This window comes from Flavobacterium sp. UW10123 (genome assembly GCF_040538975.1).
Taxonomy (GTDB): domain Bacteria; phylum Bacteroidota; class Bacteroidia; order Flavobacteriales; family Flavobacteriaceae; genus Flavobacterium.
The window spans coordinates 66,943-91,933 of the sequence record NZ_JBEWQE010000017.1 but is presented as its reverse complement, the minus strand read 5'-3'; the positions used below and the strand labels follow the sequence as shown (position 1 = coordinate 91,933).

The following is a 24,991-nucleotide window of genomic DNA, read 5'->3' as shown; positions in this document are numbered from 1 at the left end:
GGGTTTATTTTTTTGTTTCAAGTTTCAGGTTTCAAGTTGGAGTAACTTTGAGTGTAATTTTTACCGCAAAGTGCGCAAAGATTTACGCAAAGTTCACAAAGCTTTTTGATGAAATTTTAATCTCGCAAAGACGCAAAGTCGCAAAGTTTTATATATATACTTTGCGACTTTGCGAGATTATTTCGTTAAGCTAAAAAAAACTTAGAGCCTTAGCATCTCAGCACCTCAGAACCTTTATTTAGTTACTTTAACATGCTTTCCAAAAGTGTAAACCGCTGTAATTGTTGGTCCGTTATAACCCCATTTTAAGAAGCCATTTAAACGTTCTTGAACCGTATCTATTCTAAAATTCAAACCAGTATAACCTGCAGTAAGGCTAAAATTGTCTACAACATTATACAAAACCGATAAATTGTAACTTATGATTCGCCCATCGGTTTCATCAATTTTTACTGCAAGATAATTTACGTTAGCATATAAACCCCAGCGTTTTCCAAGAACAAATTCTCCCCAAATTCCAACATCTGGCAATGGAGCAGTAAAGTCAAAAGTATCATGATATTCAACACTTTGTGTATTCGCATTTAATTTTAGACCTAAGTCTGCAAAAAGAACATGCGCACCAATTAATAAACCAGCTTGATATTTAGGTTTCGATAAAATAGCGTAGCCATAAGCAATTCTAGCGATCTGAACATTAAAAGTACCACGAACACTTCCATTCAATGGATAAGTATGGTCTCCGAAATTTATATCTCTTTGCAGTGTTTTTGTTGCAGTTCTATCTAGCACAAAATACTCAAAACCTAATCTTGATCTTTTGGATATACGCCAATCAAATGTTCCTAAAAATGATACGGTCGATTTAGAAAATCCTAAATCACTTTCCAGATCAATTTCAGTTCCTATATTTCCGTTGTTGCCTTCAACTTTAACTTGGGTGTTATTTACAGGAAAAAAACCGCCAGCAGTTACTTTAAATTTTCTATTGTGCCAGGGCAGATCATCTACAGTATTATCTTGGAAATCGTCAGTTTCAGTTTTGAGAATTGTTAAGCCTTCGTCTTTACTGTTGTCTGCAACAGTTTGAGCGTTTAGCGGAATCCAAAGGAGCATCATTACCAAAAAAATAAATAATTGTTTCATCAGAGTAATTTTTAAGTTTTTATTAGGCAATATTTAACATTTAAAGTTAGTAAAAATAATCGTTCATTTTTCTTTTTATAGCTGAATTATTTTTTGAAATGAATTGTATATCAGTAAAATAAGAATTTGTTTGAAAAATAGTTGACATGTCACTCTTTTTTGTAATTTTGACACATGGAAAAAAAACATACCGATAAAGACAGTTTTTCAAATTTTTGGAAAGAAGAAATATCAGATAGTTTCTTCTTTCAGATCCATCGTATAAAACGAGCAATTTTTAGACGCACAAACGCGTTAATGACTGAAGCAGGAATCACATTACAATTAGAACAACTGCCACTGCTTATGATTTTGCATCATAAAAGTTTTTCGCAGAGAGAATTGTCAGACAAAACAATGCGTGATAAGTCGTCTATTTTAAGAAGCATTTCAGCACTAGAAAAAAAGAATTTGGTTGAGGTGGTGAAAGATAAAATGGACAAGCGAAAAAACATTGTAAGTCTTACAAATGAAGGGATCGCATTGGCTAAAAGCATTCGATCTCTAATGAAAAGAGCGGAAGAGGAGGTAATGTCTGTTTTTTCTCCAAAAGAAAGAATCGAGGCTTTGAATGCAGTAAGATCTTATGCAGATAAGCTAGAAACGCTTTAATTTTTTTTGAACTTTAAAAGTTGATATGTCAACTTATTTTTAAATTATTATTTTGAATAAATGAAAAAAAATGAATTGTTAGAAGGGCCAATCCTTTCTTCATTATTAAAATTAGCCATTCCTATTATGATTGCTAATTTATTACAAGCGGCATATCAGTTAGTTGACGCTTTTTGGGTTGGACGTTTGGGCGGCGATGCTGTTGCGGCGGTTTCAATAAGTACGCCTGTAATATTTTTAACTATAGCTTTAGGAACTGGATTGGCAATTGCCGGTTCTATTTTGATTGCGCAATATTTTGGAGCAGGAAACCAGAAAATGGTCAATCACGTGGCGGCGCAGACTTTGTCGATGGTAATTATTGTTTCTGTTTTCTTGTCGATTATCGGATATATTTTAAGTCCCTATTTTTTATATCTGCTAAAGGTAGAGCCAACGGTTTATGTTGATGCGTTAGGATTTATGCGTGTTGCATTTGTCGGTTTGGTTTTTAGTTTCGGATTTATGATTTTCCAATCGATTATGCGTGGTGTTGGACGTGTAACTTTACCTGTTTATATAGTTTTAGGTACTGTTATTTTAAATTTTGCATTAGACCCTTTATTCATTTATGGATGGAATTTTATTCCAGCATTAGGAGTAAAAGGTGCTGCTTTAGCAACTTTATCTACACAGCTTTTGGCGATTATTATCGGATTTGCAATTTTGTTTAGAGGAAAGCACGGAATACATCTTCGCATTGCCGATTTCAAACCTGATTATAAACATATTAAAAGAGCTTTCGAAATTGGTTTTCCGTCTTCAATCGAACAATCCATGCGTGCTTTGGGAATGATGGCGATTACATTTTTGATTGTTCGTTTCGGTACATTGACCGTTGCTTCTTATGGAGCGGGTTCCAATTTGATTCAGCTGATTTTAATTCCAGCTTTAGGTTTGTCCATGGCGATTGCCACTCTTGTTGGACAAAATATTGGTGCAGGAAATATTGATCGTGCCGCTCAAATATCAAAATTAGGAGCCTATCTAGGCTTCGGATTATTGACAGGTTTAGGAGTTATAGCTTTTATATTTGCTCCTTATTTAATAGCCTTTTTCGTTCCAAATGATCAAGCGGTTATTGATGGGGGAACAGAATTGTTGAGAATTACGTGTCTATCCTGGGGATTTTTAGGTTTGCAGCTTTGTTTGACTGGAGTGTTTCGTGCTGTTGGAAATACCAAACTGCCTATGATTCTTACGCTGGTTTCGCAATGGGTAATTCAGTTTCCGCTTGCTTACATTTTGTCTCATAATACTTCGTTAGGTAAAATCGGAATTTGGTGGGCTTTCCCAATAGCTTCTGTTGTAACGGCTTTAATCACAGTTGCAGTTTATGCAAAAGGCGATTGGAAAAAAGAAAGGTTAACAGGCAAAACCAATAAATTGATCGATAAGGTCGAAAGCGAAATTGTGAAGGAAGGATTTGATATTTCTAAGTAAAGGTTCTGAGGTGCTGAGATACTAAGGGTCTAAGTTTTTTTTGTAGAGATGCACTGCAGTGCATCTAACGAAAGATTGGCAGATCACGGATATCCTGCATTTGAGACGCACTGCAGTGCGTCTCTACAGAAATTCTTTGTCGATTAGTTGTATTGAATGGCTAAATGTTTCAGAAACTTGTTTTGAAATCGTAATTGCGTGAGGGATGGGAATAAGCTGCCGAAGCAGCATGGACAGCCCGACACCATTATAAAAAAGGGCGAATAAGCGGTTGCTATTGTTTGCCCTTTTTTTATAATGGTGGCACGCCCAGATTATTTTACTTTTTAATTTTCTAAATATATTTTTATGAAAGGCAAAATAAATTTTAAGTATATTAGAACCTTAGTATCTTAGCATCTCAGAACCTTAGCACCTTTAAAAAAATGACAAAAACTTTAAAACGTTATTTTATAAAATCTTTCATTGTATTAGCCTTAATCCATTTAGCCTATTTTTTATACGGTTTTTTTACTTTTAAAGGAATCGCTAAAATTAACATCTACACCGAGTTTTATCGTTTTAAATTTTATGATGACGTTTCGATTTCGCACTTTTTTGTAAGCGGATTGTTTTTGTTCTTCTTTTTAATTTTTCTGGTTCGCAACCATTCAAGAGAAAATTATAAAGGAAGCAGTCTTTTTAAAATTGCTGTTTGTTTACTGTTGATTTCATTCCTGACTTTTTCATTTTTTATCAGCTTCAGTTTTGGAATGAATGCGAAACTGAAAACAGAATTGTCTGAAAATGATTTTAATAAGGATAAAAAACTGCTGAATGTCTTAAATCCGTTTTTGTATGGATATACCTCTTATAGTTCTGAAAAGCTGTTCAATTACGAGAATATTCTATATCCAAAACCTTATCCTGTAATTAAACAAGAAGATACAATTGTGCCAGGCGAATATGCTATTACAGAAACAAGCTATTACAGTATTGATACTATCAAGGCTTTAACCAGCACTTTTGACAAAACGACAAATAAAGCAGACAGTATTTTTGATATTTTGGGTTTCGATAAAGAAGAATTGTATAAAAGAGTACTATCAAAAACGGTTATTGGAGATAGCACAAAGATTATTTTTAAGAGTGTTCAAGTGCATCCCGAGCATGATGATGACATTTGTATTTTTATAGAAAATAAATCTCTATTTAGTACCGTTCAAGGAGATTCTATTGATAAACAAAAATATCAGGCAGCGGTAGATCGTTACAAATTGCTCTATAATTCTAAAAAAGATTCGCTAACATATACTTTTCAGCAACTAGACACACTTTTAAGAAAATACAATATAGAAACAAGTCTGATTCCGAAGCAGCTTTCTCAAGATGTCTATCATTACAAAGCCAATCGAGACGAACCGCTTAACGGAATTAGAAATACGTTTGATAGAAAAGCTTTAACAGAAAGATTTACAACTTTAGATAAATTATTCTACGAACCTAATTACTTGCATCCGAATATTATTGCAATCTATTTTACTGTAATTGTTGTAGTTTGGGCTGTATTGTTTTTGTTTTATATCCTTTTCAATAAGAAAAAAGTTCAATAACAATGACAATTTCAAAAATCAAAAAATAATTTAAAAATGTTATTGGAATTTGGAATTTGATTTTTACTAAACCCTATGATAGTCTGCTTTCCAATGCACAATGGCTTTTTTGATCGCGTCGCCAGTCAAGCTGTTTTTTAAAACATCTTCTACGAGCGGAATCAATTCGTCATCTGGAGCAAAGCGCAATGCAAATATTTGATCGTCTGTAAGTTTGTATTCAAATTCTTCAAATCTTTTGCCTGTAAGGGTAAAATAGCGGTAGCGCATTTCTAAACGCACAATTCTGTTTTGCAGCGTTAATGCATAATGCTGGCGCAACATATAAGCCAGTACAAATAGAAAAATAAAAACAGCGCTTATAAATGCCCATATTAAATGATCTTCTGTCGTAATGCTCAAATAAATGCTTGCAATTAAGAATAAAATTAAAACAGGGTAATATATAAAATGGTGTGGTGTATAAAACCGTATATGATTATAATATGTCTGGATTTTCATGTTTTTATCTTTAAATGGTAGCCTATAAAAACAAAACTACTCTATATTTCTATAGAGTAGCTTTTTCCCAAAAATAAACTAACATAACCAATGTTCTCTTTATAGACTAAACTTTTTACAGTTTGCTTTGTAAATTTTAATAAGAAGAAAGCCTTTTAATTTCATCAATCAAACTTCTAATATGGCTTACTTTTCTTTGATGTAAAATTAGATAGAGAGCAGTTGTTTTTTGTTATACTTTAAACGAAAAAAGTTACATGATTCCAATATTTGCATTTTAATTATATAAAATCAGAGAGTTTATAATAAGGTTTTAATGACGCTCCATTCCTCTAATTTACTTTGGAAACCCTTGCTAGCATTGGCAGGACTTGTTGACGGAAGCGTAAACGTTTTATATTCTTTAGTTAAATGGACATATTTTTTAAAAAACGTCGCGGCTTTTTGTCCGTTAAAAAGAATGCTTTCTATTTGACTGTGCGTTTCTAAGAAATTTTCAAAATCATTGGCGATTTCATTTTTGATAGCGCTGTCTAAGCTTCCAACGCGCTCGCAAAATTGTAAGACATCCCAGAGAGCAATGTCATTTTTTATTAATAAGTTTTTTCGTATTTCATAATCGGTAGAAAAATCTTCTCCCAAAATCTGAAACATAAATTTCCAAAAGTTATTCTGATTATGACCATAATATTGATTGAGTTCTAAAGATTTTGTTCCAGGCATGGTGCCTAAAATCAGAATTTTAGAAGTAAGAGAACTAATAGGAGCAAATGAAAAACTTTCCATATTTATTTCTTAAAGAATTGTAATGTATGGTAAAATAGGCATTTATAGGGAATTATAAAACAAAACCAAAAAATTATATAACATTTTTGGTCTGTCTTTGGGCGAACTTTGGTATTCAGATTTTTAGAAAGTAATCTGTTGAGCAAATTATAATTTTAAATCCGACAAACATGAAAATAGTTACTATAAATACAGAGAAAACTCAAAATATATTTGATGAACTTCAGACAAGTTTTGGCGGTGAAGTTACTTTTGATTTAGACGAATATACACTTGAAGTAGACAATAGTCTTGCAGTAGGCTCGATTATCGGAGCTTCTTTTGCCGATAATATTTCGTATGTTCAGTTTGATATGACGTTTTCAGCAGATCTTAGACTTGATATTCTGAATGTAAAATCTGCGCCAATTTATTTTGCTTATTGTTCTAAAGGTAATCTTTCGCACAGTTTCGGATTAAATGGAGAAGAGCGAAAACTAAAAACTTTTCAGACCGCAATTGTTACATCAAAACAAAATCAGGACAATGTTTTATTCTTCGAAAAAGGGAAAAAAACAAAGCTGACTTTAATTATTGTGGGAACTCAGATTGATCACGCAAATCAAGCTCATTCTTTAAATCAACAGGTGAAAGATACATTTTTTGAAAACAATCAAGTTTCAGATTTCTTTTATATTGGATCTTACAATCTGCAGATTGCAGAAAAAATTGAACAGCTCAATTCGATTACTCAAACCGGAATTGTTAGAAATTTATTGAAAGAAGGCATCATGAGAATTATTCTTGCTATGGAAATCCAACAGCATTCAGACGATCTACATGCTTTTGGAAACGATTCAAACGGATTAACATTGAGAGAATTGGAAGGAGTAAAAGAACTTTCGGAGTTTATAAAATCAAATCCAGAAGAAGCGTTTTCAATTAAATCGTTGAGCAAAAAATCGGGTCTTTCTCCAAACAAACTTCAAGAAGGTTTTAAAATGATCCACAATCGCACTGTCAATGATTATATTACTCATATGAGAGTGCTTAAAGCAGAAATTCTAATCAGAACCTCTGATCTGAATATTTCAGAAATCGTATACTGCATTGGTTTCACCAGCAGAAGCTATTTCTCTAAAATATTCAAACAAAAATTCAACTGCAGCCCAAAAGAGTATAAGTTTAATTTGAATTCTTTGGCAATTACTGCGTAATTGAGGTGCAAAGGTTCATAGGTGCAAAGGCACAAAGTTTTTATCGTAAATAATGTAGTTAGCTATTAAGCAATATATATAGAGAGTCTAAGATTAAATCTTAGACTTTTTTTGTGAAAAAACTTTGCACCTCTGAACCCCTGAACCTTTGTACCTAAAAAAAATCTTTACAAAAGATTTTTTTTATACATTTGCATAACTAGTTATATAATTAATTATTTGTTATGGAGTTTTTTGATAAAGTTGGAAAATCGGCACTTGGAAGCCGTTTACGTTTAATGACAGCTGTTGTGACAGACGATGCTGCTAAAATATATGAGTTGTATGGAGTTGATTTTGTGCCGAAATGGTTTCCTGTATTTTATACATTGGCAGAGGAACGTGAAATTACCATTACCGAAATTGCCAATGAAATAGGACATTCTCAGCCTTCTGTAAGTAAAATTATTCAAGAAATGATTTCAGCAGGATTAATTCAGGAAAGTGCAAAAACAGATGATAAACGCAAGAATAATGTTGTGCTGACTGAAAAAGGAATTTTAATTTCGAAGAAAATCAAACAGCAGTTGGAAGATATTGATCTTGCCATTGAAGAAATAATAGCAGAAAGCAAACATAATCTTTGGGCAGCGCTAGAAGAATGGGAGTTTTTGCTAGAACAAAAATCTCTGATTAAAAGAGTTAGCGAACAAAAGAAAAAGAGAGAAAGTAAAGACGTAAAAATAGTCGATTACAAGCCAGAATATCAGGAAGCTTTTAGAGCGTTGAATGTAGAATGGATTTCAACTTATTTCGAAATGGAAGAAGCGGATTATAAAGCGCTAGATAATCCCGATGATTATATTCTTAAAAAAGGAGGGAAAATTCTTGTGGCTTTATATGAAAACGAACCTGTTGGAGTTTGTGCGCTGATTAAAATGAATAATTCGGAATACGATTTTGAAATGGCAAAAATGGCTGTTTCACCCAAAGCACAAGGAAAAAGCATTGGATGGCTTTTAGGAAAAGCAATTGCCGAAAAAGCAAAAGAACTCGGTGCCAAGAAAATATATTTAGAAAGCAATACAATCTTAAAACCAGCCATAAATCTGTATTACAAATTAGGTTTCGAAAAAGTTTTTGGACTTGAAACGCCTTATAAGAGATGTAATATTCAGATGGAGTTGGTTCTTTAGGAAAGGTTCAAAGGTTCAGAGGCTCAAAGGTTCAAAGGTGCCATGCCTTAAAGTTTATTAGTTTGTAAAGGTTCAAAGCAAATACGACAAAGATTGAAAACTTTGTAACTATGTCCCTTTGAACCTTTGCAACTAAAAAAATCACCTTCCAAATCGATAATAATCTAAATCTGTATTTTTTTTGTTGTTCAATGAATCTAGGATAGAATTCATTCCGATTACGCTGAAGGTGATTCCATTTCCACCAAAGCCTAAAACGTAATGTTCATTTTTTCTCGGATTTGGTTTTCCGAAGTAGGGAAGACCATCTTTAGTTTCTCCAAAAGTACCCGCCCAGGAATAATCAATTTTAAAGTCTAAATCTGGGAATCGTTTAAAAAATTGTTTTAAAAGATATTGTTCTTTTTTAGGAAGCAGTTTATCGCGTTTGTTGGTGTCTTTAAAATCTTCATCGCCTCCACCCATTATGATGCGATTGTCTTCTGTTGTTCTAATGTAATGATAAGGCGAAGCGGTGTCCCAAAATATCGTGTTTCTAAAATTTTCAGGAAGATCAGAATGACTTTCTGAAGCAATCACATAAGTGCTTTTTAAATCAACCACTTTTTCTTTTAGCGTTTCCGTGCTTTCGTAACCTGTACAATGTATAATGTGATCGGCTGTGATAACCTGTTTTGTGCCTGTCGTGGCAATAATTTTTCCCTTTTGATGCTGAATGGTTGCTATATTGGTTCGGTCAAAAATTTGCATTCCTTTTTCATGGCAATGAAACAAAAGATCGCTTGCAAGTTTGAAAGGATCCATAACCGCTGCAGTTTTAGATTCTATTCCTGCAATAGCGTTCAAACCCATTTTTTGCAATTCTGATCTGCCAAGCCAGCTAATTTCAAATCCATGCTGTTTTCTGGCTTTGTACTCATTTTTTAAATAAGGGACATCTTTTTTTAAAGTCGTGAAATAAATGCTTTTTTTGAATTCGAAACCACAATCACAGCCCACTTCATCAATAATATTTCGCAGGTCAAAAATGGCTTTTTTCCCATTCTGATAACTTTCTACGGCGCATCTGGTACCGCGAAGTTTAATGAGCTGATGCAGCGGAACATCAATTTCATATTGGAGAAGTGCCGTGCTTCCCGAAGTGCTCCCTCCGCAGACATCACGACGGTCGACAAGAACAATTTTTTTTCCTTCGTTTAATAATTTATAAGCAATTAAAGCTCCTGTAATACCGCCGCCCATTATTAAAATGTCGGTTGTAATATCGGAATCTATTGAAGGATAACTTTGTTTTATGGCGTTTTTTAAAGGCCAATAGGTTTCAGTAGAGCTCAATTTCATTTTTTGGTTATTTTTTTAGAGGTATTCTTGGTAGTTTTTTTTGCGTTATCTGGTTTTATATTTTTTTCTTTTTTACGATTATGAAGTTCATTTGCTTCGGCAATAGAATGAGAAGTTCTTATTGATTGGTCTTTTTTTGCCAATTGGCTTAAATGATGGTAATATTTTTGAATAATGATCATCTCTTCTTCGGTCATATTTTCAATGTCCACAAGGCTATTGCTGGATAATTCATTTGATGCCACGAGTTCGTTTAGTTTTAATTGAATGGCAAGCGAATCTTTATTTTGTGCCTTTTGAATTAAAAAAACCATTAAAAAAGTAATTATTGTAGTTCCTGTATTGATTACCAATTGCCAAGTTTCAGAATAATCGAAGATTGGTCCAGAAGCAGCCCAGGCTACAACAAGGGCGAAGGCTCCAATAAAAGCTGGAGTACTTCCTGCAGCTTTTGAAACTTTTGTAGCAAACTTTTCGAATGCACTGCTTTTATGTTGAGATTTAGAGTTCATTATTTTTTTGTTTTGGGTTTGCTAACTTTTTCTTCTCGAATAACTTTATTGTTTTTTTCATCATAAACAGCAGGATTGATTTCTTGTCCTGTTTTGCTGAATATTTTAATTTTTGGAGCTTCATGAGTTCCAGTAATGACGATTGGAAAACCAATGATTCCGAAAAGCGGAAGACCTAAACGCATTCTTAGATCCAAAAGTCCGTCAAAGCTTGTAGTTCCTTTTATTGTTGGCCTGAAACTGGCAACACTAAAGGTAAATGGCTCAATATTGATAAGATTTTTATCTATCGTCGATTTAATTTCAATTCCTTTCATATCAGGATTGTTCAAACCGCTTTGTCCAGTTTTAGAACTAATTCCGTCAAAAAGTTTCAGTCCTTTAATTTTTACATCACGCAAATTAATGGTTCCGCCACCTTGCATAGATTCATAGATTGGTCCCATATTTCCGTTCAAATCTCCTTTTACTTTATAGTCAACAGAAATGATTCCGTGCGCTTTTTCGGCAGCTGTAACCATATCATGAAACATCGGAATTTCTTTGTAAGCTCTCTGAACATCAAAGTCTTTTGCCGTAAAATGAGCATCAAAATGCGCAGAGGTTGGAGACTCGTCTTTATACAACGCATTAACACCTAAAACACAGTCAATAATACTAAAGGTAATATTTTCTAAGTAAAATCCTTCTTTTTTTATTCCTATTTTTCCGTTTAATTTGTTAAAAATCAATTTATTGTATTCTATTTTGTCTGCATTGGCATTTAAACTGACGTTTAAGTTTTTCGGAATAATGACTACGCCACTCATTTTAGGATGATCTTCTTTGGCATATTCGACTTCAATATTTCGGTCTTTGTTTTCTCCTTCTTCTAGCGCCATAAATTCATCAACATTAATCAGTTTTGATTTTAAGTTGAAATTACCGCTCAAAGTTCCTTTTGATTCTAAGAAATAATTGATGGTATTCAGCAGATAGCCATTGATGTCAAAATCTGATTTTCCATACGAAGCATTGAATTTTTCAAACCACATTTTTTCGTTTTGAAAACGGAAATTCCCTTGTTTGATAAAGAAAGCTTTCGGAAACAATTCAGAAGTTGCTTTTATATTTTTCAGTAATAATGTTCCTTTATTATCCAGTTTATCATATTGCCCGGTTGTGGCATAACTTTGTTTTCCTTTTAATGAAAGATCGGCTTTTGCATAGCCCGTTAAATCCAAGCCTTTTTGCGAGAATACCTGATAAATTCTGCCCACATTCAGTTCACCTTTAATTTTAGCATTATAAGCCAAATCACTAAAATCTGATAAAGTAGCATTAACATAAACCGGATTTCCCTCAAAATCAAAAGAAAAAGGAGCTACCGCCACAATTAAATCTTGATACGTTCCGGCTTTATTGAGCATATTGGCTATGAAAGTGATGTTGGTAATAGGGTTTGGATAATACTTTGTTTTAAGCCATCCGTCACGCAAAGAAATGCCGCCAATAGTTTTTGGAAATAATTTTTTAGAAGTGCTAAAGAGTCCGCGTGCCTGAATATCGGTTTTCAAAATTCCTTTCAGATCAATATTTTCCAATCCTAAAGCAGCATCTACTACAGCAAGGTCTAATGCACCTTTCACACTTGCATTAATCGACATTTCGCTTAAACCTTTGCTGTGCAGATAAGCTTTAAAATAATCTTTTTCGCCAACTTTAAATTTTAAAGTTCTCAGATTAACCAGTAATTGTTCGGTATCTAAGGACGGAAGCATGGCATTCAAATCCATTTGAAAATCGGTCAAAGGAACAGGCGCATTTTTATAATTTACCGAACCCTCATTAATTTTTAAGTTGAAAGCTAAGTTTGGCTTTTGCTTTTTCGGAACATTATAATCGCCTTTAAATGTGAGCAATAAATCACTTCTTCCTGAGATTTCTGTTTTCTCAAGCCATGTTAAATATTCGGGAGGCATTACAGAAAGCAAATCTTTTACAGTTGTATTTTCTGAAGCGGCTTTAATATTGATTTTATATCCGTCTCTTAAAATGGAAAACAAACCAGTAAACTTTAAAGGCAGTTTATTGATATGAAGTTCATTTTTTTGAAGAATAAAGGTAAGCGCATGCGTATTGATTCGGGTAATTAAATCGGCGCTCACTTTTTTTCGTCTCAAATAGCCTGTTCGATCGTAAAAGAAATCCAGATTATCAATTTTGGCATCGGTTGCGAGATCAAAAATATCTTCACTCAAATTTCCTTTTCCAATATAATTAAAGCCTTTTGCATCGACTAAAATCTTTGCTGAACGATCGTTATATTTTACATGACAGTTTTGTAAATCAATACGTTCCAATCGAATTGCCGTTCCTTCTTCTGGAGCGTTCATATCTTCTTTTTTGTCTCTATCTTCTGGAGCAACATAAATATTATAATTGGCTTGACCTTTCTCGTTGACCATTACATTTATTAAAGCATCAGAAACATAAAGTTTATTGATTTTAACTTCGTTGTCAAAAAGAAGCCTTTTAATATCAATTCCAAAAGCAACCTGATCTGCTTTTAATAATGTATCATTACTGAAAGGTTTAGAACCTGTCAAAGACAAATCATCTAAGGAAACAGTCAATGAAGGAAAATGTGTGAAAAACGAAAGCTTAGATTTGGTAAACTCCAATTTGGTATCCAGACGTTCGTTTGCAATTTTCTTCACTTCCGAAGCAATTTTTCCAGGAAAAAGCAACGGAATAATAAATAGTAAAAACAAAATTACCGCAATCGTAATTCCAGTAATTTTTAAAACTTTTAAGGCGGTATGTTTGATTGAACTAGGCATATAATTTTAATTGTGAATTGTGAGTTGTGAATTGTAAATTGTGATATGCTGGATTTGAATTTTTCTTCGTGCCTGTCCTTGGACTTCGCTCAGGAAGACATAAAATGAGATTTGGAATTTGGACTCGAGCGATAGCGAACAGGCGAAGCAATTTTAAAAATTTGGAATTTAATTTTTAGTTTCTGCTTTTTTAGCGTCTTCCTGTTTTTGTTTTTCTTCTGCTTTTTTAGCCTCTTCTTGTTTCTCTTGTCTTGCTTCTTGCTTCTCAAGCTTCTCTTTTTTAGCTTCCTCTTGTTTCTCTTTTCTTTCTTCTTGTTTTTCCTTTTTCTCTTTCTCTTTTTTCTTGAAGTAGCCTCTGAAAAGGAAATTGCTTTTTGCGGCTTCCATGTTTTCGCTAAAACCTTTTGTTCCGGTTTCTAGATTAGAAAGCGTATTCGATACGCTGTTTGCCATTTTATCATCTTTTACCAATCTTGCTAGAGCACCGTTTCCGTTATTCATGCTATGGCTGAAAATGGCTATTTCGTCTGAGATCACACCAATATTGTCCACGCTTTTCTTCACGCTTTTCATGATGTCGTGCATTTCAATTCCGTCAACAGAAGCAAGCTGTCCGTTGTCTTCAATTTCTTTTTTGGATTTTTGGCCTGGCGAAATAGTTAGTACTTTATCGCCCATTAATCCGTCAGAACCAATACTTGCTGTTGCATCGGTTTTAATGAATTTTCGAACTTCTTCTTTCATTACTAAAACCACCACTACGGTTGAGTCATTTTTTAGCTGAATTTGTTCTACTGTTCCAACATTAATTCCGGAGAAACGAACATTGTTTCCGACTTCTAAACCGCTAACTGTTTTAAATTGAGAAGTAATATGAAAGGTTGAACCGAAAAGGTTTTGCTGTTTTCCGATAAAATACACTGCCAGTATAAAAAGCAGTAAACCTATCGTTACAAACATTCCCAATTTCCAAGTATATCCAGATTGCTTTTCCATGATTTCTAATTAATTATGAATTATGAGTTATGAGTTTTGTGTTATTGGTTAATTGTTTATGGTTAATTGTTTATGGTTAGTTGTTTATGGTTAGTTGTTGATTATGAGTTTAATTATATTTTATTGTTAGAGTTTACAGCGTATAATTCATAACTTATAATTCATAACTCAAATCGTTTATTCAAAAAATGAGCGTACCCATTCGTCTTCGTCTTTTTCTAATTCTTCGTAGGTGCCTTCGGCATGAATTACCCCATCTTTTAAAACTACAATTCGATCGGCAGTCATTTTTGCGCAGGCCATATCGTGGGTGATAATGATCGAAGAGGTTTTTTGTTTGTGTTTAATGTCCAAAATCAATTCGCTAATTTCTCTGGATGTTATCGTATCCAAACCCGTTGTAGGTTCGTCGTATAAAATAATTTCTGGCTTCAAGATTAAAGTACGGGCCAGACCGATTCTTTTTCTCATACCGCCCGAAAGTTCAGAAGGCATTTTGTCTACGGCATCGGCCAATCCTACATTTTCTAAAGCTTCCATTACTTCGTTATCAACTTCTTCACGGCTTAAATCGCGTTTGTGTTTGGTCAATGTAAAAGCGAGATTTTCTCTAACGGACATCGAATCGTATAGTGCTCCGCTTTGGAACAAAAATCCGATTCGGACTCTAATTTCATTCAGCTCGCTTTTTGAAATATTCAAAACGTTTTCATCAAAAACTGTAATTTCGCCTTTATCAGGTTCAATCAATCCAACTATACATTTAATGGTTACCGATTTTCCAGATCCTGAACGTCCTAAAACCACCAAATCTTCACCTTTGTTCAAAGTCAGATTTACGCCTTTTAAAACAGCATTGTCTTTACCAAAAGTTTTATGCAGATCTTTAATCACGATAATCGGAGCTTGATCTTTCCCTTTTGTTTTGGGTTCTTTATGTAATTTTTCCTTTTCCATTTTAAAAGAATAAATCGGTTATTTGAACAGCAACCATATCTATAATAAAAATGCTTAACGATGCGGTTACAACAGCAGAATTAGCGGCTTGCCCCACACTTTCTGTTCCGTTAGAAGCATTAAAGCCTTTATAACAGCCAATGATTCCGATAAAAAATCCAAAAAAGAATGTTTTGAGAGTGGCCGGAAGCAGATCTAAATACTCTAAAGACTGAACGATCTGTGTTAAAAATCTATAAAAGTTCACATCGCCATGAATATTTATGCCCACATAACCGCCAATGATTCCGATGGCATCTGCAAAAAAGACTAAAATTGGAACCATTAGAGTACAGGCTAAAACTCTTGTTACCACCAAATAGTTATACGGATTCACGGCTGAAACTTCCATGGCATCAATCTGCTCGGTTACTTTCATAGATCCTAATTCGGCTCCAATTCCAGATGAAATTTTTCCCGCGCAGATTAAAGCGGTAATTACAGGTGCAATTTCTCTTATTAGCGAAAGCGCAACCATTCCGGGAAGCCAAGATTCTGCTCCAAATTTTACCAACGTTGGGCGTGATTGTAGTGTAAGCACCAAGCCCATAATAAAACCTGTTATTGCAACCAAAGGCAGAGATTTATATCCGATAACATAACATTGTTTCAGAAATTCTCTAGTCTCATAAGGCGGAATAAAAACCTCCTTAAAAAACCTTTTGGCGAATATGGTGGTTTCTCCAATTTCGGCGAATGTATTTTTAATATCGAGAATCAAAATGTTTTGTTTTTAGTGTGAATTATGTAATTTGAAAATCAATTATTTAACAGTTTTTACCAACTCATTAAATTCTATATGAAAGTTAGCCCAATACTTGTTAAAATATATTACACAACTTTTTTTGAGCCTTATATAATTTTCATAAAAGCACAATAATCAAAACAAGTTGACGTTATGTGGTGCAAACAAAAAATCCCTTTCATTGAGAAAGGGATTTTCAGGGTTTAAAAGTGAAGTATTTGGTTAGCTTCAATTTCTTTCTTATAAATTTATAGCAATTCCGCTTCGAGATTTCATTAAAGGGATTACTCGCGATTGCGATAAAGCTAATTTTTCCATCAGCAATCTTGCCGTTAAATAGCAAACTGTTGATTCTGCACCTTGATTTAGATTGACGTTATTTTTTTCAAGTCCGTCGTAACCGCCGCCACTTACAGGATTATACATAATCTGATTCAAATGATTTTTGCCTAAAAACCAGTTAAAAGCAGCTTTCATTTTCTTTTTGTATTCAGGAGTTTTAAAGGCATTATAGAATGCATTTAAAGTCTGAATCGTGTAGGTGACATCTATTGGCTGTTCTCCATATTCATGTGGCTCTGAGCCTTTATGATGCCAGCTCTGATTTGAAATGGCTTTAAAATTCCCTTTTATAAATGTTTTTGAAATTAGGAAGTCTAATGAATCTAGCGCTACTTTTTTGTAAACCGGTTTATCGGTAATTAAGTACGCATAAAGCATTGATTCTGGCAAAATACTATTTCCGTAAGTTAGATAATTTTCAAACCATTGCCAATCTTCTGTTGCTGTATCTTCGTAATTAGCCAGCAGTTTTGCATTCAGCTTATTGATGATTGCAGCAACGTACAAATTAGGAATGGTAGAATGATATAAGTACAGACCTTTTGTAGCAAAACCAATTGAACGAGGCGACTGGATATTTTCGGCCCATTTTAAGGAGTTTAACAAACATTTTGTCGCTTTTTTTGTAATCGCTTCTGGAAGAATATCAGACATAGAAACCACGGTTCCTAAAGCCCAAATAGCTCTTGCATTAGAATCTTCCAAATTTACTTCGGCATTTTGTTCTATGTGTTCGCGGTTTTCCTGATCGACATAATTGATAAAATCTCCTTTTGGTTTCTGACAGCGTTGAATAAAGTCTAAGTATATTAAAATATACGCCAAATCATCTTTATCCTGACTTAGTTTGTAATGCATACAGAATGCTATTAAGGCTCTCGCATTATCATCTAAAGTATATCCTGAATCTAAATCTGGAATAGAAATTTTACTGAATTGAATAATTCCTAATTCTGTAGTTAGTTTTTTGATATGTTTTAACTGAATAGGAGGATAGCTGTATTTGATTTCTGATGGATTTTTGATCAGGTTTTTATACGTATTCATTTGAGTGATTCCGACATTTTCCCAAGATGAAGCTCTCATTTTGGTAAATGAATTGATTTCCATTTCGTGTCTTAAATTTTCATCTTCAATCAATTTAATTGCCGCTGCAGCGAATTGATCAGACTCTCCAATATCGCACAGAATTCCAGAATCTGCAGTTAAAACTTCTTTGGTATGCGGAATCTTTGAAGCCACAATCGGACACGCACAACTCATAGCATAAGCAAAAGTGCCACTTACTGCCTGATTAGGGTCTTTTGAAGTGAACATGTAAATGTCTGTAGCTTTCAAATATTCTAAAAGTTCCTCTGTGTCTAAATATTGGTTTATAAAACGAACATTATCGTGAAGGTTTAATTCTTTAACCAAACCTTCTAATTTATCTCGATAAGCATCAACGCCGTCTCTAATTAAATTCGGGTGTGTTTTTCCGATAATTAGATAAAGGGCATTTGGCGCTTTTTCGACGATTTTTGGTAAAGCCTGTAAACCCGTTTCTATATTTTTTCCTTCGCCCAAAAGTCCGAAAGTAGAGAGAACCAATCTGTCTTGAATATTTAATTTTTCTTTTGCCTGTTGTGGAGTTTCATATATTACAATGTGAGTTCCATGAGGTACGCAAGTAATTATTTCTTCATTGATGTCGTAGTCGTTAATTAGAATTTCTTTAGATTTATTAGTCATTACAAAAACCGAATTGCTGTAGCTTAAAAGCAGCCTTACAAATGTTCTCAATTCATCATTCGGATTCGGAATTACACTGTGAAAAGTAAAAGTAACAGGCGCTTTAATGACATTTAAAAAATCTAAAAGATGGTCTCCGTAATTTCCTGAAAACAAACCAAATTCATGCTGGATATGAATCAATTTCACATTTTCATCCTGATTAATTTCCTCGGCGACTTTGGCATATTCTTCTCGGTTTTTTGTGTTTAAAGTAAATGCTTGTGTTGGTTGGTCTTTGGGTTTATCAACAAGTTCACATATTTCGCATTTGATAGATTTACCATAAACATCTGTGATTCCTTTAATGGTATCTTGAGTATAGGTTGCTATGCCGCATTGCGTAGGCGGAAAAGTGGATAAAAAAACGATTTTTGATTTATTTGATATTGTTTTCATTTGGATTCATTTTAAGTTCGGTTAATAACTCGTTAAGGTTCAGGATGCCACCACAATCATATCATTGGCAGCGCCATAATAAATAGATAATAGGTCATCAAAAACGGCTTTTCTAATCTTGAAAAAACCATTATTGACATTGTCTGTCTTATATAAAATTATTGTAAAGAAATTCTATCTAAAATTACATTGGGATAGAAGCGATGATTAATTCAATCCATTAAAAAATTAACTCAAATGCTTAAACGTGGTAATTCTGTAAGGCTTGTAGAGAATGGTGAAAGAGGCGTTTAATAAAGGTGCAAAGGTTCAGAGTAGCAAAGGCTCAAAGGTTTTAAACCTCTGAATCTTTGTACCTATTTCTAATACCATTTTGCATAATATTTCCGTGTTATGAAAGCAATCGGAATTCCGACACAGCAAACCACAATAAGTATAGAAAGCAAAAGCGGAAAATCTAAATTCTTCTCTGGTAAAACCGGAAATACAATTGGCAGAACGATTAAATTCATTACAATCCAAATAAATACTCCATAAGAGACTCCAGAGAGTAAAGTGTTTATTTTAAAAAATGGGATGTAGGGAAAAATTTTAAAATAAAACCAAGCAAAAATAAAAGCAATTAAGAAATGAAGTCCCAAACCCACAAATGTCATTTCTGTTCCTGCTGTGTATGCCTCTTTTTTGAAGATACCGCTTGCAATAGACTGTAAAATTTTTTCTGCTGTTGTTTTATGTAATATTCCTGCATAAATCAAAATAGCGGCAGTAATATCTAATGTTCCCGCAACTAAACCAGATGAAACAATGGTTCTAACTTTTGATCTCATAAAAATTGTTTTGAGTTAAATACTGCTCTAATGTTTTTTGATATGTTCATAAATCGATTTTAACTGGTGTGTATGTCTCTGCGTATGCACAATGGCAAAATGCAGCCATTCGTAAATAGTGAAATTTTCAAATCCAGGTATTTTAGCGTCTAGGCACGTCAGCGTCAAATCGTAAGTTTCTGCGGCTTCAAATAAATCTTTTTGGATTTTTTGGACAGAAGCCAGCAGAGTGTTTTTTTCATAATCAATAGCAGGAGGTTTTATATTTTCGGGAGATTGGTATTTGGTAGTAAAGTCTAAAAAGATAGAATCGAGTCCTTTTACATTTTCGTCAGGTTCTCTGGTCGTTTTTTCAGTTTTTCCTGCAAATAGCATCGTAAGACCTGAGCAGGCTAGAATAATATGCTGTACGGTTTGTCCAGCGGTCCAGCTCCCTTCAAAAGGAACTATATTGATTTCTTCTTTTGAAAAAGAGGAAATTAAATCGCCTAATTTAGTGTAGGTTTCCAGTATGGTATTTTGAATAGCACTTTTCATTTTTTTTAATTTTAGAAATTGAAAATTCGAAAGCAGATGTATACCGATTGGTTTGAAAAAAACCTCAGTGTATTAATCTGTGAAATTAAATTTATAGAATTAGGGGAAATGATACTCTTTCAAATATACGATAAAAAATATTAAAATATTGTAAATCAGATATTTGCAAAGTGTTAATTTTTTAAGGAAGCGCTTCGCAGAAGTAACCGTGCGAATTTAAAATGGCAATAATTTTTGTATTCGAAATGGTAGGAGCATGAATACGAAGAATTTTGTCGCAATCTTCTAAGTCGAAGTTGATTGAACTATTTGGAAAATGCTCAAGAAGTTTCTCAATGATCGCTTGACATTGAGATTCTTCCTGAACATTTGTTTTAAAAACTTCAATAATCATAAAGTTTTGATTTTTAGAGCGCTATATTTTTATAACGCTGTATTCTGTGATATGTTACATACGAAATAATTAATATTGCAAAAACAATTAAAGGAAAGAAGCCTTGAAACCCGATTCCGTCAACTGCAAAGTGGCTTATAGATGCAAAAATGAAATCGAAAGCAAATCCTGCGTATGCCCATTCTTTAATTCGTCCGGGAACTTGTGGAATGATTAAAGCTAAAACTCCTAAGATTTTAAAAACTACTAATGCATTCCCGAAATATTCAGGATAGCCTAGATGTCTGATTCCTTCTTTTGCTAATTCAGTTTGAGAAGTTAAAGCCGGCATAACGCCTTCAAATAAAAAAATAAGGATAGTAGTAGTCCAGAAAATGATTTTGGTTGTCTTCATTGGGTATTTGTTTTAAATAGTTATTAGTTAATGTATTACAAATGTACTATTCTTATTTTTCTGCAAAATACCTATTTATGACTATTTTGGGGGCATTTGGGACAAGATTGTTTTTTAAGAGGTGCAAAGATGCAAAGTGACAAAGGCTCAGAGGTTTTTTTCTGTGTTTAGATTTACTCGTGTTTGTTATGTCATCCTGACGAAGGAAGGATCACATAAGAGACTCGACAAAGATTGGTAGGAATTACTTTGTGGAATTTCTAGTGTGATCCTTCCTTCGTCAGGATGACATAAAATGAGGAAGTTTGGAATTTGGAATTTTTTAAACTTGGAATTTACTTCAGTTGATAATTCGTAATCGTAAACAAATCTTCAAAACCTAATCTCGTATATATGCCTTTTCCTAAAGCAGAAGCTTGAAGTTGTGCATATTCACAATTGGCATCAATAGCTTCGTTGATCGCAAATTTCATGATTTCTTCCGCGAAACCTCTTTTTCGCATTTCTGGAATTACGCCAACGCCGTGAATTCCCATTATATTGTCGGTTTGAAAAAGAGTCAAAGTGCCAAGTGCTTTTCCTTCAAAATGAACTAAATAAAACTTTGCATTTTCGTAATTAGCAACTAGTGTTTCTTTACTGATTACATAACTAAAAGACAGCGGATAAATATCTGACCAAGTTTTAGCATCTTCTTCATTTAAAACTCTTTTGAAAGTAAGATTGTTTTGAAGTGGAAATTTTTCTCCCAGTTTTAAAGCCATTGCTACAAGCTGAATTCGGATATGAAAGCCATTTTTTTCGAAAATTTCTTTAGAATTGCTTCCGAAAATATCCCAATATGGAATAACCAAACCAGGGTTTTTTCCCATGGTTTCCCGAATCTGCAGAAAATTTTCTTCGGTAATATCTTCTCTAGACCATAATCTATTTGGCCAGCCTGAGTTTTTGATTTGAGAAAATTCAAAAGGATCGTTTTTATGATAAGATAGGAGAGGAGTGGCTACGGTTTTCCACAGCGTTGTAAGATTGTCAATATTGTCTTTGATGAGGTTTATATGGTCCATTTTTATGACGAGTTTAATTATACAGCAAAGATAAATTGGTTCTTTTAGAAAAGCCTTTACATATGTTGATTTACAAATCTTTTTCCAGACTTTTTCTAATTCGGCTTAACTGTGTAGGCGTAATACCTAAATGTGAGGCAATATGCAGTAACGGAACGCGATCGGCAATAGTAGGATGCGTCTCAAGAAGATTAAGGTATCTTTCTGTTGCATTCTGCATGACTAAAGCCACTTCTCTTTGTTCTTTTTCGATAATCCAGTTTTTTTCTAAATAGGCAATATAGAAGGTTTTAAGATCATCATTTTCGGCAATCAATTGGGTGTATTTTTTGTAATCAAGACTGATTAAAATACAATCTTCTAAAGCTTCGATCGTAAAGTTGGAAGGAGTCTGCAGTATTGATGAAACTTTAGAACATGCGAGTTTGTTCTCGAGAAAAAGGTTTTTGTTATAGAAATTTCCTTGTTCGTCTGTAATAAAAGTTCGTAGAATTCCTTTTGCAATAAAATAAAGGTTTTTGCAAATTTCCCCATTTTCTAGTAGTATTTCTCCTTTTTTGATTGTCTGGAAATGCGTCAGGTTTTCAATCGATTTCCATGACTTTTCAGAGATGGGGGCGTAACTTTCGAAATATGATTTTAGATTGTTGAGGTATGTTTCTTTATTGAAAGTCATTTTATTTTTTATTCGAAGCTAATTCTTAAGGTATTTTCTACTCTGGCTTTTGTTCCTTTGTAAGTCCCCGGTTTCCAATTGTTATAATCTCTTTGAAGAGTATTTATAGCAAGATTAACTAAATCTTGTTTGTATTTTTCATCAATTCCTTTTTCATTTACCCAATTAGTTTCTTTTAAATTGCTTATTGTACCATCTTTTTCTACGATAAAATTTATATCAGTAAATAAAGAATGCATACTCTTTCTGTTTATTGGTAAGTCAGTTTTTATGGTTGTATAGTAATCATTTTCTATAGCAATTTTTGGATCTACTATTTTTGGTTTTTCATTTTGCTCTAAATCGTATATGCTTATAATTTTATTATTGAGACTAATATTTTTTATTAAAATTTTTGTAGCGTCATTTTCTATATCTGATTTATAGTTTTCTCCATATTTCTCTTTCATTTTCAAGTTAATATATGCACTATAACAGCCTACAGTTTGCCCTTCATATCTTACACATCCAATATCCTGAATTCCGAGTTTAAATTTTCTTTTTCTGAGAACTTCTTTAATTTCTTCTTCATATGGTTTAAAATCACATCCAAAGCATATAGTTTGGACATAAACTCCATCGTATTTTGACAAATCTTTTTTAGCTCTTTCAATTTCTCCATTACACAAACTATCGGTTTTAGGAACGTTTTTCAGATATTGTTCATAATCTAATGGAGGAAGAGGTTTAACAATCTTGGTTGTATCTAACGTTGATACATTAGATACCTCTATATTTTTTTTGCAACTAATTATCAAAAAGAAAAATACAAATAGGGTGAAGTAATATTTTTTCATAGAATGATTAATAATCTAGAAGTAAATATATGAAATTATGGAGATGCATTATTATGGTATTTTCTTTGTGGAGCTACTTGTGGAGATCTCTCCTTCGTCGAGATGACAAAAAAATGAGAATAAGTCCGTTCCATTCAGCTAAATCTACGTGAAAAACAAAACTTTGTGACTTCGCGTCTTTGCGAGAAACTCAAAAAAGCTTTTGCGTTCTTTGCGTAAATCCTTGCGCTCTTTGCGGTTAAAAAAACTAAAAAACGCCATGAAACCTAAGTCCCACAGCGTTTCATCTCAAAAAATAAATAATTAACGGGTAATGTAACGGGTATTATTTCCAGCCGCCGCCAAGAGCACGGTACAAATCTGTATTGGCCGTAAGCTGCTGTCTTTTAATATCGGCAAGTTCCAATTCGCTTTGCAAAAGATTTGCCTGAGCCGTTAAAACTTCCAGATATTCTGCTAAACCATTTTGAAATAAAAGGTTAGCATTTTTAATAGCTTGCTGTAATGTTTTTACTTTTTCTTTTAAGAACGTTTCCTGTTGCTGTAATTTCTCTACTTTAACCAAAGCATCCGAAACTTCGCTAACGGCAACCAAAACCGATTGTCTAAAAGCTAAAACAGATTTTTCTCTTTCCGCAACAGCGATATTATATTGCGTTTTAAGTCTTTTGTTATTCAAAAGTGGTTGTGTTAAACCACCTGCAACGGTTCCGAATAAAGAAGCCGGAATGTTGAACCAATTGCTAGTTTCAAAAGAGTTAACGCCGCCTTGAGCCGTAATTCTGAGAGCTGGGTATAAATCCGCTTTCGTGATACCGACATTTGCGTTGGCAGCTTTAAGAGCCAGTTCGGCACTTTTTACATCGGGTCTTCTGCTTACTAGGGCAGAAGGAACGCCGATTGCTGTATTGTGTTTTACTTCAAGTGCGCTTAAACGAACAGATCTTTCTTTTGAATTCGGAAAAGAACCTGTTAAAACACTCAAAGCATTTTCCTGAATCGCAATATTCTGTTCCAATAACGGAATCAATTGTGCTGAGTTTAATTTCTGTGCTTCCGATTGTTGAATCGCTAAATTAGTAACCTGACCCGCATCGTATTTTAATTTGATAATATTTGTTGTACTATCATTTAAACGAAGATTTTGTCTGGCAATATCCAATTGTGCATCCAGCATCAAAAGATTATAATATCCTCTAGAAACATTAGCAACAATATTAGTCTGCAATGCTTTTTTTACTTCTTCAGATTGAAGATATCCTGCGTAAGCCCCTTTCTTTTGGTTTCTGATCTTTCCCCAAATATCAGCTTCCCAAGAAAGAGAAGCTCCAGCAGAATAGTCGTCAATATGTTTGGTACCAATGGCCTGATTTAAGTTCAATCCCGTAAAACTATTGTCTGACGGATTGCTTGTGCTTGCGTTTACAAATAAATTAACCTGAGGCACATTTCCCCATTTTGACTGCGTAAAACGGTATTGTGCAATTTCGATATTCTTTTCCGCAATCTGAAGGTCGTTGTTTCTCGCAACGGCGCTGTCGATTAATTTTATAATATCTTTTTCTGTAAAGAAGTTTTTCCACTCCACATCGGCAATACTCGTTGTATCACTCGAAACCGATGCATTCCTGAAATTCTCAGGAAATGCATCTTTTGGAGTTTCAATATCCTTAGAGACTTTACAGGATATTAAAGTCGTGATCAGAATGGCGAAGGTCACGATTTTGGTTATATGATTTTTCATTAGTCTTTTTATTAAATTTCTGTACAAGTATCTTTTCTGGTTTCAAGATCTCTTGAGATTC

Annotated in this window: 23 protein-coding genes; 5 read left to right on the top strand and 18 right to left on the bottom strand. The window is 33.7% G+C overall.

All coding sequences use genetic code 11. From position 1 onward, the window contains the following. Positions 1 to 234: 234 nt before the first annotated feature. Positions 235 to 1,146, bottom strand: a complete 912-nt coding sequence (locus ABXT06_RS18910; protein ID WP_354592143.1) for a hypothetical protein — start codon at positions 1,144 to 1,146, stop codon at positions 235 to 237. Between the two features lie 174 nt (positions 1,147 to 1,320). Here ABXT06_RS18910 and ABXT06_RS18905 point away from each other — a divergent pair, with 174 nt between their 5' ends. From ABXT06_RS18905 to ABXT06_RS18895, 3 genes are all read left to right on the top strand, one after another. Further along, entirely contained in the window at positions 1,321 to 1,797 is a 477-nt protein-coding gene (locus ABXT06_RS18905; RefSeq protein WP_354592142.1) for a MarR family winged helix-turn-helix transcriptional regulator, read from the top strand. Positions 1,798 to 1,857: 60 nt separating this feature from the next. Beyond that, a complete protein-coding gene (locus ABXT06_RS18900) occupies positions 1,858 to 3,279 on the top strand; it encodes an MATE family efflux transporter (RefSeq protein WP_354592141.1) in 1,422 nt (473 codons plus the stop codon). Positions 3,280 to 3,704: 425 nt separating this feature from the next. Then, on the top strand, positions 3,705 to 4,871 hold the full coding sequence (locus tag ABXT06_RS18895) for a hypothetical protein (protein WP_354592140.1): 1,167 nt from the start codon (positions 3,705 to 3,707) through the stop codon (positions 4,869 to 4,871). 66 nt (positions 4,872 to 4,937) lie between these two features. Here ABXT06_RS18895 and ABXT06_RS18890 read toward each other — a convergent pair whose 3' ends face one another. Then, positions 4,938 to 5,372: a DUF6526 family protein gene (locus ABXT06_RS18890; RefSeq protein ID WP_354592139.1), complete on the bottom strand. Its 435-nt coding sequence runs from the start codon at positions 5,370 to 5,372 to the stop codon at positions 4,938 to 4,940. 300 nt (positions 5,373 to 5,672) lie between these two features. Further along, a complete protein-coding gene (locus ABXT06_RS18885; protein WP_354592138.1) occupies positions 5,673 to 6,158 on the bottom strand; it encodes a DNA-deoxyinosine glycosylase in 486 nt (161 codons plus the stop codon). Positions 6,159 to 6,328: 170 nt separating this feature from the next. On the opposite strand from ABXT06_RS18885, the gene ABXT06_RS18880 reads away from it, so the two are divergent. Next, positions 6,329 to 7,354, top strand: coding sequence for a helix-turn-helix domain-containing protein (locus ABXT06_RS18880; protein ID WP_354592137.1), 1,026 nt, complete (start codon positions 6,329 to 6,331; stop codon positions 7,352 to 7,354). A gap of 224 nt (positions 7,355 to 7,578) precedes the next feature. Continuing rightward, positions 7,579 to 8,529 carry a bifunctional helix-turn-helix transcriptional regulator/GNAT family N-acetyltransferase gene (locus ABXT06_RS18875; protein ID WP_354592136.1) on the top strand — a complete coding sequence of 317 codons (951 nt, stop codon included), beginning with the start codon at positions 7,579 to 7,581 and terminating at the stop codon, positions 8,527 to 8,529. A gap of 141 nt (positions 8,530 to 8,670) precedes the next feature. Here ABXT06_RS18875 and ABXT06_RS18870 read toward each other — a convergent pair whose 3' ends face one another. The 15 genes from ABXT06_RS18870 to ABXT06_RS18800 all read right to left on the bottom strand — a co-directional run bounded on the left by ABXT06_RS18870 (position 8,671) and on the right by ABXT06_RS18800 (position 24,930). Beyond that, positions 8,671 to 9,870, bottom strand: a complete 1,200-nt coding sequence (locus ABXT06_RS18870) for an NAD(P)/FAD-dependent oxidoreductase (RefSeq protein WP_354592135.1) — start codon at positions 9,868 to 9,870, stop codon at positions 8,671 to 8,673. Beyond that, the gene (locus ABXT06_RS18865) at positions 9,867 to 10,382 is read right to left on the bottom strand and encodes a low affinity iron permease family protein (RefSeq protein WP_354592134.1); all 516 of its coding nucleotides are present in this window, start codon (positions 10,380 to 10,382) and stop codon (positions 9,867 to 9,869) included. Before ABXT06_RS18865 ends, ABXT06_RS18870 begins: the two co-directional genes overlap by 4 nt. Then, positions 10,382 to 13,204, bottom strand: a complete 2,823-nt coding sequence (locus ABXT06_RS18860; protein ID WP_354592133.1) for an AsmA family protein — start codon at positions 13,202 to 13,204, stop codon at positions 10,382 to 10,384. Before ABXT06_RS18860 ends, ABXT06_RS18865 begins: the two co-directional genes overlap by 1 nt. Positions 13,205 to 13,372: 168 nt before the next feature. Continuing rightward, the gene (locus ABXT06_RS18855) at positions 13,373 to 14,200 is read right to left on the bottom strand and encodes an MlaD family protein (RefSeq protein ID WP_354592132.1); all 828 of its coding nucleotides are present in this window, start codon (positions 14,198 to 14,200) and stop codon (positions 13,373 to 13,375) included. A gap of 177 nt (positions 14,201 to 14,377) precedes the next feature. Then, a complete protein-coding gene (locus ABXT06_RS18850; RefSeq protein WP_354592131.1) occupies positions 14,378 to 15,157 on the bottom strand; it encodes an ABC transporter ATP-binding protein in 780 nt (259 codons plus the stop codon). Position 15,158: 1 nt separating this feature from the next. Then, complete coding sequence (locus ABXT06_RS18845; RefSeq protein WP_306159480.1) at positions 15,159 to 15,917, bottom strand: MlaE family ABC transporter permease; 759 nt, start codon at positions 15,915 to 15,917, stop codon at positions 15,159 to 15,161. A gap of 264 nt (positions 15,918 to 16,181) precedes the next feature. Further along, positions 16,182 to 18,452: a glycosyltransferase gene (locus ABXT06_RS18840; RefSeq protein WP_354592130.1), complete on the bottom strand. Its 2,271-nt coding sequence runs from the start codon at positions 18,450 to 18,452 to the stop codon at positions 16,182 to 16,184. A 362-nt stretch (positions 18,453 to 18,814) separates the two neighbouring features. Then, on the bottom strand, positions 18,815 to 19,282 hold the full coding sequence (locus ABXT06_RS18835) for a DUF1440 domain-containing protein (protein ID WP_354592129.1): 468 nt from the start codon (positions 19,280 to 19,282) through the stop codon (positions 18,815 to 18,817). A 27-nt stretch (positions 19,283 to 19,309) separates the two neighbouring features. Further along, positions 19,310 to 19,819, bottom strand: coding sequence for a DinB family protein (locus tag ABXT06_RS18830; RefSeq protein ID WP_354592128.1), 510 nt, complete (start codon positions 19,817 to 19,819; stop codon positions 19,310 to 19,312). 181 nt (positions 19,820 to 20,000) lie between these two features. Next, positions 20,001 to 20,213, bottom strand: a complete 213-nt coding sequence (locus ABXT06_RS18825; protein ID WP_354592127.1) for a hypothetical protein — start codon at positions 20,211 to 20,213, stop codon at positions 20,001 to 20,003. Between the two features lie 13 nt (positions 20,214 to 20,226). Continuing rightward, positions 20,227 to 20,607, bottom strand: coding sequence for a DoxX family protein (locus ABXT06_RS18820; RefSeq protein ID WP_354592126.1), 381 nt, complete (start codon positions 20,605 to 20,607; stop codon positions 20,227 to 20,229). A gap of 335 nt (positions 20,608 to 20,942) precedes the next feature. Continuing rightward, a complete protein-coding gene (locus ABXT06_RS18815) occupies positions 20,943 to 21,674 on the bottom strand; it encodes a GNAT family N-acetyltransferase (RefSeq protein WP_354592125.1) in 732 nt (243 codons plus the stop codon). A gap of 70 nt (positions 21,675 to 21,744) precedes the next feature. Beyond that, on the bottom strand, positions 21,745 to 22,350 hold the full coding sequence (locus ABXT06_RS18810) for a Crp/Fnr family transcriptional regulator (RefSeq protein ID WP_354592124.1): 606 nt from the start codon (positions 22,348 to 22,350) through the stop codon (positions 21,745 to 21,747). Positions 22,351 to 22,358: 8 nt separating this feature from the next. Next, a complete protein-coding gene (locus tag ABXT06_RS18805) occupies positions 22,359 to 23,186 on the bottom strand; it encodes a hypothetical protein (protein ID WP_354592123.1) in 828 nt (275 codons plus the stop codon). A 325-nt stretch (positions 23,187 to 23,511) separates the two neighbouring features. Then, positions 23,512 to 24,930 (bottom strand): TolC family protein, encoded by a 1,419-nt coding sequence (locus ABXT06_RS18800; RefSeq protein ID WP_354592122.1) that lies wholly within the window; start codon positions 24,928 to 24,930, stop codon positions 23,512 to 23,514. Positions 24,931 to 24,991: the final 61 nt, after the last annotated feature.